At 55.1% G+C, this 3,033-nt stretch carries 3 protein-coding genes; all 3 read left to right on the top strand.

All coding sequences use genetic code 11. The features are described 5' to 3' along the window. The first annotated feature begins 3 nt into the window (after nt 1-3). Nucleotides 4-234: a hypothetical protein gene (locus D6694_05400; protein ID RMH44789.1), complete on the top strand. Its 231-nt coding sequence runs from the start codon at nt 4-6 to the stop codon at nt 232-234. Between the two features lie 217 nt (nt 235-451). Beyond that, a complete protein-coding gene (locus D6694_05395) occupies nt 452-2,365 on the top strand; it encodes a hypothetical protein (protein RMH44788.1) in 1,914 nt (637 codons plus the stop codon). Nucleotides 2,366-2,368: 3 nt separating this feature from the next. Beyond that, a partial coding sequence (locus D6694_05390) for a hypothetical protein (protein ID RMH44787.1) occupies nt 2,369-3,033 on the top strand: 665 nt, incomplete at its 3' end.

Genomic DNA, 3,033 nt, shown 5'->3' with positions numbered 1-3,033 from the left:
TGGATGGGCGGTGATGCGGATACCCTCTACCGTTTCAGCCGCTGGAACGAATCCCTGGGTGTGCGGTGGATGCAGCAGGCCGATTACACCCTGATTGAAGAAGCCTGGCTCGAAGACGCCTGGGTGCAGCGCGGCTTACAGGCGTCTGCCCTTCAGGAGGTGGACGTCACCCCCCCGGTGGAAGCCTGCCGCCCGGAAGATTCCCGCATTCACGTGTTTGCCCCCCTCCCCTGACGCATGCGCATTCTGACCGTTATCTACGAATTCCCGCCCGTGGGCGGCGGGGGCGGCAAGGTGGCCGAAGACATCTGCCGCAAACTGGCATCCCGCGGCCACGAAGTCGGCGTGTTGACCGCCCATTGGGGCGACCTGCCGCACATCTTGTCTGCGGGTATCTGAATGCTACAGAAGAGCATACCGGACATGTCGTTTGGAGCAGGAGGTGTTCTGCATGATGTTGTTTGACCGAATACGACGTTTACGAGGTTTAGCAAACGCGTTGGCAGTGTTGGGATATGGAATTTATGCCTGGAGGGTATGGCAATATGCCCATGCCGTGGATACCGTGCTGGACGAAGGATTGTACCTGCTCAAAGGTTACATGTTTGCTAACGGTACATACCGTCCCTTTCAAGAATATGGCCCGTGGACCAATCACATGCCATTTTCATTTTTGATACCGGGGTGGGTACAGGTGGTCTTTGGCCCTGGTTTGCGTAGCGGGCGTTATTTTGCGTTGTTTCTGGCACTGTTGTTTGCAGTTGGTGTATGGGTAATTGCTCGACGGTTGTCATCTGATTGGGGAGCAGCGTTGGCTGTAATTACCCTGGCTATGAACACCGCCATGATTCGGACGTACAGTACGGCAAATTCGCAAGGGCTGGTTGCCTGTATGCTCATATGGATTTTGGCGTTGACATTGGGGGAAAATCGTCGTTCCTGGCAAGTAATCATAGGTGTTGCATTGGCTGGTGTCCTGGCGTTGACGCGTCTGAATATGACGCCATTGCTGTTCTTGCTTTTGGTATATGTCTGGTGGCAGCATGATGTTCGTGTAGCCGGTTGGGCGACTATCGTTGGACTGTCCATTGTCATTGCCGTGTATATTCATTACTATCCCGGTATTATGAGCATGTGGGTAGGGTGGTTCCCACAGCGTTTGACCCCTTTTCTGGATATCTGGCGTCACAAAGGTGTGAATTCCTGGCAATCTGCTCCGATTCCTGCCAAGACACGGCTGATAAGTTTGTTCCAAGGGTTTTATTTACACTTTGTGCCCCTGGTGGGGGCAGCGGCGGTATGGATTCTTTGGCCTGTTGATTGGAAAGCGGCACAGCGGCGAATGGCACTTTTCCTCTCGGTGACATTTGGCGTTTTTCTGTTAGCTCACGCCTGGGCTTCGTTGGGGAAAGATTATTGTGTGTATTGTTTTTCAACGTATCTGTTTTTCTTTGATGTCACTGCATTATTGCTCGTGCTGTTGGCGTTTGGACACTGGCGTACTGAACTCACTCCAATACGGCAAGCGGCCGCGATAGGGGTGGTACTTATAGGCGTAACGACATTATTAGCTGGATATACCTATCACTTTGGTAGTGGTACTCCTACGGTATTGGATAAGGTTATCAAATTGCCCGTGCCGCGTTTCTCTGGCGGCATCATGCGTGAGGGTACCGTCCCTTTGGATGAGCTGTTGCTAAACAAATCTGGTTTGCTGCAACGTTATCCCTATGACCAGGCAATGGCAGTGCTGGACAACTGGCTACGTGGGGCAATCGTTGCATTGCTGTTGGTCGTGATTTTGACCTTATTGTTCCGCCTCCCAAAAATTCTGCACCAACACGGTGTAGCATGGCTGCCTGCTCATCCATTCAGCGGAGCGTTGGTCTTGTTCCTGCTGGCGGGCTGGTTACTCTCGCCGATAGGAATTTTGGGACGTTCTTCAGATTCCTGTAGTGGTAATGTGGATATAATTGCCTCTTATGAGGCGGCTGGGGCATACTTACGCTCCAGCATCCCCTCGGATTCTCTGGTGTACTGGCAAGGCAGCGATTCGCAGGTTCTGTTGCTATATCTGGATAGAGCGCGCTTCTTTCCGCAACAACTGAACATCGAATCCACATTACGCGTAGGGGATGCGGATACTCTGGCACGCTATGGCTTTTGGAATGACACATTGGCGAGACGATGGCGCCAGGAGGCGGATGTGATTTTGGTGGAAGAGCGAGTATACGATGATGAAATTGGAGAATATGTAACTTCTGGTGAGTTCGATGAACTGTTACCTGCGCCCGCTACTGGTTGTCGTCCTGGCACAGCGTTACATATTTACTTGCGTAAGAAAAAGTTGAACATAAAGGAGTAAAAATTGCGTATTCTGACCGTTATCTACGAATTCCCGCCCGTGGGCGGCGGGGGCGGCAAGGTGGCCGAAGACATCTGCTACAAACTGGCGGCCCGCGGCCACGAAGTCGGCGTGTTGACCGCCCACTGGGGGGATTTGCCGCGTGAAGAAATACGCCATGGAGTGCGCATCTGGCGCATCCCCTCTCTGCGGCGCTGGCCCTACAAGGGCGATATGCGCGCCATGCTGGGCTATGTGCTGGCTGCCATCCCTGCCGGGCTGCGCATCATCCGCCGCTGGCAGCCGGATGTGCTGCACACCCATTTCGCCGTTCCCTCTGGGGCGGCGGCCTATGCTCTCTCGCGCCTGAGCGGCCTGCCCTACCTGCTGACCGCCCACCTGGGCGATGTGCCCGGCGGCGTGCCGGAGAAGACCGACCGCTGGTTCCGCTGGGTGTTTCCCTTCACAATTCCCATCTGGCGCAGAGCGGCGCACATCGTGGCGGTGAGCGCCTTCACCCGTGACCTGGCGCGGCGTCACTACGGCGTGGACGTGCAGGTCATCCCCAATGGCGTGGATACCGCCCTGCTGAACCCCGGCGAAATCCGGGTGGGCAATCCGCCGCGTATCCTGTTCGCCGGGAGGCTCAGTCCGCAGAAGAACGTCCCTGGGCTGGTGCGCATTCTGGG

The organism is Gammaproteobacteria bacterium, from assembly GCA_003696665.1.
Classification (GTDB): Bacteria; Pseudomonadota; Gammaproteobacteria; order Enterobacterales.
Note: the sequence above shows the minus strand (reverse complement) of the source record. Positions and strands in the feature narration are given on the sequence as shown.

Bases quoted from the DNA above. Each gene is read 5' to 3' on its own strand.
- D6694_05395 (RMH44788.1), top strand. From the start codon at position 452: ATGATGTTGTTTGACCGAATACGACGTTTACGAGGTTTAGCAAACGCG.
- D6694_05400 (RMH44789.1), top strand. From the start codon at position 4: ATGGGCGGTGATGCGGATACCCTCTACCGTTTCAGCCGCTGGAACGAA.